This is a genomic window from Streptomyces sp. NPDC043876 (assembly GCF_056435825.1).
This window is the reverse complement of record NZ_JBWKDV010000045.1, coordinates 1-5100: the sequence shown is the minus strand read 5'-3', so window position 1 is coordinate 5100 and position 5100 is coordinate 1. Positions and strand designations below refer to the sequence as shown.

Below are 5100 nucleotides of genomic sequence, written 5' to 3'. Positions count from 1 at the left end.
CACACCCCGCTCGGCGACCAGATGACGGGCGAACAACCCGCCCAGCGAACCACTCGCACCCGTCACCAGCACCGTACCCGCGCCACCCCACGCCAGGGACGCCCCAGCGGTAGCGGCCCGGGCCAGGCGCGGCACCGACACCGCACCGTCCCGCACCGCCACCTCGGACTCACCCGAAGCCAGTACGGCGGGCAGTGTGCGGTAGGAGGCGTCCGAGCCGTCCAGGTCGGCCAGGACGATCCTGCCCGGGTTCTCGGACTGCGCCGAACGCAACAGACCCCGCACGGCGGCATGCACCAGGTCGGGCACGCCTTCACCCGGTACCGCTTCCACCGCACCCCGCGTCAAGAACACCAGACGCGACTGCGCGAACCGCTCATCGGCCAGCCACACCTTCAGGAGCCCCAGCACCCGGGCGGTCGCTTCGTGCACGGCGGCGGCCACATCACCCTCGGGCAGCTCCGTCAGCGGGACGCAGACGAGTTCCGCGGCCGCGGCCGTCGCCAGTGTGGCGTGGGCCGTGTAGCGCACGCCCACGGTGTCCAGTCCGGCGTGGCCGTCGGCGAGCAGGGCCCAGGGGCGCTGTTCGGCCGCGGAGACCGGGGTCAGCGGCAGGGGCGTCCAGTCGATCTGGAACAGGGACTCCGGACGGCCGCCGCGTGACGCCGCGCCGATCTGCTCGGGCGAGACGGCCCGCAGGGCGAGTGCCTCGATCGAAGCGACCGGTGCGCCCGCCGGGTCGGCGAGTTCGAGGGAGACCGCGTCGTGCCCGGCCGGGGCCAGGCGGACCCGGAGCGCATCGGCTCCGGCCGTGTGCAGCCGGACGCCGCTCCAGGCGAACGGGAGCCGTCCCCGGCCGGTGTTCTCGACGAGTCCGCCGAGCCCGGCCGCGTGGAGGGTGGCGTCGAGCAGGGCCGGGTGGAGGCCGAACCAGTCGGCCGTCCGGGCGGTCTCCTCGTCCAGGGCGACCTCGGCGTACACCGCGTCGCCGTGCAGCCAGGCCGCGCGCAGGCCCTGGAAGGCGGGGCCGTAGTCGAACCCGGCCGCGGCGAGGCCCTCGTACAGGCCGTCGAGGTCGACCGCTTCGGCTCCGGCCGGAGGCCAGGCGGTGAGGTCGGCCGCGGGGGCCGGTGCGTCGGCGCCGGGGGCGAGGACACCCGCGGCGTGCCTGGTCCACGGCTCGTCGGCCGCACTGTCCTCGTCCCGGGTGTACAGCGACAGGGTGCGCCGACCGGTGTCGTCGGCTCCGGCGACGGAGAGCCGCAGCTGGACCGCTCCGCCATCGGGCAGGACGAGCGGGGCCTCCAGGGTCAGCTCCTCCAGGACGCCGCAGCCGACCTGGTCGCCGGCGCGGACCGCCAGTTCCACGAAGGCCGTGCCCGGCAGGAGGACCGAACCGAGGACGGTGTGGTCGGCGAGCCACGGGTGAGTGGCCGAGGAGAGGCGTCCGGTGAAGAGGAACCCGTCCGAGTCGGGGAGTTCGACGGCTGCCCCGAGCAGCGGGTGGTCCGTCGCGCCGAGGCCGAAGCCGGCGGCGTCGCCCGGGGTGTGCGAGGCGCCGGACGCCGAGTCGAGCCAGTACCAGTCCCGCTGGAAGGCGTAGGTCGGCAGCTCGGTCGGGCGGGCGCCGGTCGGGGCGAAGTACGCCTCCCAGTCCACCGGGGCACCGTGGGCGTGCGCGCCGGCGAGGGCGGTGAGGAGGGTGACGGGCTCGGGGCGGCCGGAGCGGAGGGCGGGCGCGAACCGGGCGCCGTCCTGGGCCAGGCAGTCCTGGGCCATGGCCGACAGCACGCCGTCGGGGCCGAGTTCGACGTACGTCGTCACGCCCGCGGCCTCCAGTGCCCGGACACCGTCCAGGAAGCGCACGGCCTCGCGGACGTGGCGGACCCAGAAGTCCGCGGAACCCATCTCGTCGGTGACGGGGGCTCCGGTCAGGTTCGACACGACGGGGATGCGCGGGGCGGCGTACGTCAGGGACTCGGCGACCTTGCGGAAGTCGGCCAGCATGCCGTCCATGTGCGGGGAGTGGAAGGCGTGGCTGACGGTGAGCCGCTTGCTCTTGCGGTCGGCGAACGCCGCCAGCACGGCGAGTGCCGCGTCCTCGTCGCCCGCGATCACGACCGAGGTCGGCCCGTTGATCGCGGCAACGCTCACGCGGTCCGTCAGCAGCGGCAGGACCTCGTCCTCGGATGCCTGGAGCGCGATCATCACACCACCCGACGGCAGCGCCTGCATCAAGCGGCCACGAGCGGCGACGAGTGCGCAGGCGTCGTCCAGCGAAAGCACCCCGGCGACGTGAGCGGCCGCCAGTTCGCCGATGGAGTGGCCGCAGAGGAAGTCCGGCCGCAGGCCCCAGCTCTCGACGAGCCGGTACAGGGCCACCTCGACCGCGAAGAGCGCGGGCTGGGTGAAGCCCGTCTGGTTCAGCAGGTCCGTATCCTCCCCGAACAGGACGCTCTTCAGCGGTAGTTCGAGTGCGAGGCGCTCACACACGGCGTCCAGCGCGGCCGCGAACGCCGGGAAGGCGTCGTACAGCTCACGCCCCATCCCGAGGCGCTGGCTGCCCTGTCCGGTGAACAGGAAGGCCAGCTTCCCGGCCCCGGCCGCACCCACCACGCCGCCCGTGACCCCGGCGGCCACCGGATCGCCGTCCGCCACCGCGGCCAGACCGCGCAGCAGTTCCTCGCGGTCCCCGGCCACGACCACCGCGCGGTGGCCGAAGGACGCGCGCCGCGTCGCCAGCGAGTAGGCCACGTCGGCGGCGGGCACGTCGGCCGCGTCCTCCAGATGGCCGCGCAGGCGGGCCGCCTGACCGCGCAGGGCGTCCGCCGACTTCGCGGACAGCACGTACGGCAGGGCCGGGGGCGGCCCGTCACCGGAACCGGTGGCCGCGGCCACCTCGTCCGGAGCCTGCTCGATGATCGTGTGCGCGTTGGTGCCGCTGATGCCGAAAGAGGACACACCGGCCCGGCGCGGACGGCCGGTCTCCGGCCACGGCACGGACTCCGTCAGCAGCGCGACGGCGCCGTCCTCCCAGTCCACGTGCGGGGTCGGCGCGTCGACGTGGAGGGTCTTCGGCAGGACGCCGTGCCGCATCGCCATGATCATCTTGATCACGCCGGCGACACCGGCGGCGGCCTGCGTGTGGCCCATGTTCGACTTGATCGAGCCCAGCCACAGCGGCTCGTCCACCGACCGCTCCCGGCCGTACGTGGCCAGCAGGGCCTGCGCCTCGATCGGGTCGCCCAGCGTCGTACCCGTGCCGTGTGCCTCGACCACGTCGATCTGGTCACTGGCCAGCCCGCCGGAGGCCAGAGCCTGGCGGATGACCCGCTGCTGGGACGGGCCGTTCGGGGCGGTCAGGCCGTTGGAGGCACCGTCCTGGTTGATCGCAGAGCCGCGGACCACCGCGAGGACCGGGTGGCCGTTGCGGCGGGCGTCGGAGAGCCGCTCCACCAGGAGCATGCCCGCGCCCTCGGCCCAGCTGGTGCCGTCGGCTGCCGCGGCGAAGGACTTGATGCGGCCGTCGGCGGCCAGACCGCGCTGGCGGCTGAACTCGGTGAAGGTGCCCGGCGTCGACATGACCGTGACACCACCGGCCAGCGCCATGTCGCACTCGCCGGCGCGCAGCGCCTGGATCGCCCAGTGCAGCGCGACGAGCGAGGAGGAGCAGGCCGTGTCGACGGTGACCGCGGGGCCTTCCAGACCGAACGCGTACGAGACCCGGCCGGAGGCGATGCTGCCGGAGTTGCCGGTGCCGAGGTAGCCCTCGACGCCGTCCGGGACGGAGGTGATCCGGGTCGCGTAGTCGTGGTACATGATGCCCGCGAAGACCCCGGTACGGCTGCCCCGCATGGTCGCCGGGTCGATGCCCGCCCGCTCGAAGGCCTCCCAGGAGGTCTCCAGCAGCAGCCGCTGCTGCGGGTCCATCGCCACGGCCTCGCGCGGGGAGATCCCGAAGAAGGCGGGGTCGAAGCGGCCCGCGTCGTGCAGGAAGCCACCGGAGCGGGTGTAACTGGTGCCCTTGCCGTCCGGGTCCGGGTCGTAGAGCGAGTCCAGATCCCAGCCGCGGCCCTGCGGGAACTCCGAGATGGCGTCGATGCCGCCGGCCACGAGGCGCCACAGGTCTTCGGGAGTCTCGATCCCGCCGGGGTAGCGGCAGCTCATCCCGACGATGACGATCGGGTCGTCGCCGTGGACGACGGTGGCGAGCGCGGAGCCGTGCCCGACCGCGTCGGCCGTGTCCTCCTCCAGCGAGAGGCCGAGGACCTCGGCCCGCAGGTACGCGGCGAGGGCGTTCGGGGTCGGGTAGTCGAAGACGAGGGTCGCGGGCAGCCGGACACCTGTGGCTCCGCCGAGCCGGTTGCGCAGCTCGACGGCGGTCAAGGAGTCGAAGCCCAGCTCCTTGAAGGCCCGGTCGGCCGGTACCTCGTCCGTGGAGGCGTGGCCCAGTACGGCGGCCACCTCGGCGCGGACCGCGTCCAGCAGGGCCGCCTCGCGCTCGCCGGTGGGGAGCGCCGAGAGCCGCGTGAGGAGCGCGGAGGTGTCCGCGGAACCACCGTGGCCCACCGCGCGCCGGACCGGGACACGGACCAGGCCGCGCAGCAGGTCGGGCACCATGCCGCTGCGGGCCTGGGCGCGCAGGGCGGCCAAGTCGAGCGGGAGGGGCAGGAGCAGGTGTTCGGCGGTGCGGCCGGCCGCGTCGAACAGGGCGAGCCCGGTCTCCGGGGTCAGCACGCGGATGCCTCCGCGGTTGATGCGGTCCCGGTCGGCCTCGGCGAGGTCACCGCCCATGCCGCCGACGCCGGTCCACAGGCCCCAGGCCAGCGAAGTCGCCACCAGACCCCGAGCCCTGCGGTGGGCCGCCAACGCATCCAGGAAGACATTGCCCGCCGCGTAATTCGCCTGACCAGCGCCACCGAAGACACCCGCCGCAGAAGAGAACAACACGAACGCGGAAAGGCCGAGACCCTCGGTCAGCTCATGCAGATTCCAGGCCGCATCCACCTTCGGCCGCAACACCGCCGACAACCGCTCGGCCGTCAACGAACCGATCACACCGTCATCCAGCACACCCGCCGTGTGCACCACCGCGGTCAA

Annotated in this window: 1 protein-coding gene; it reads right to left on the bottom strand. The window is 73.9% G+C overall.

What is annotated here, in order from left to right; all coding sequences use genetic code 11:
- On the bottom strand, nucleotides 1–5100 hold a 5100-nt coding region (locus AC0693_RS38595; RefSeq protein WP_478804604.1), incomplete at both ends, for a type I polyketide synthase.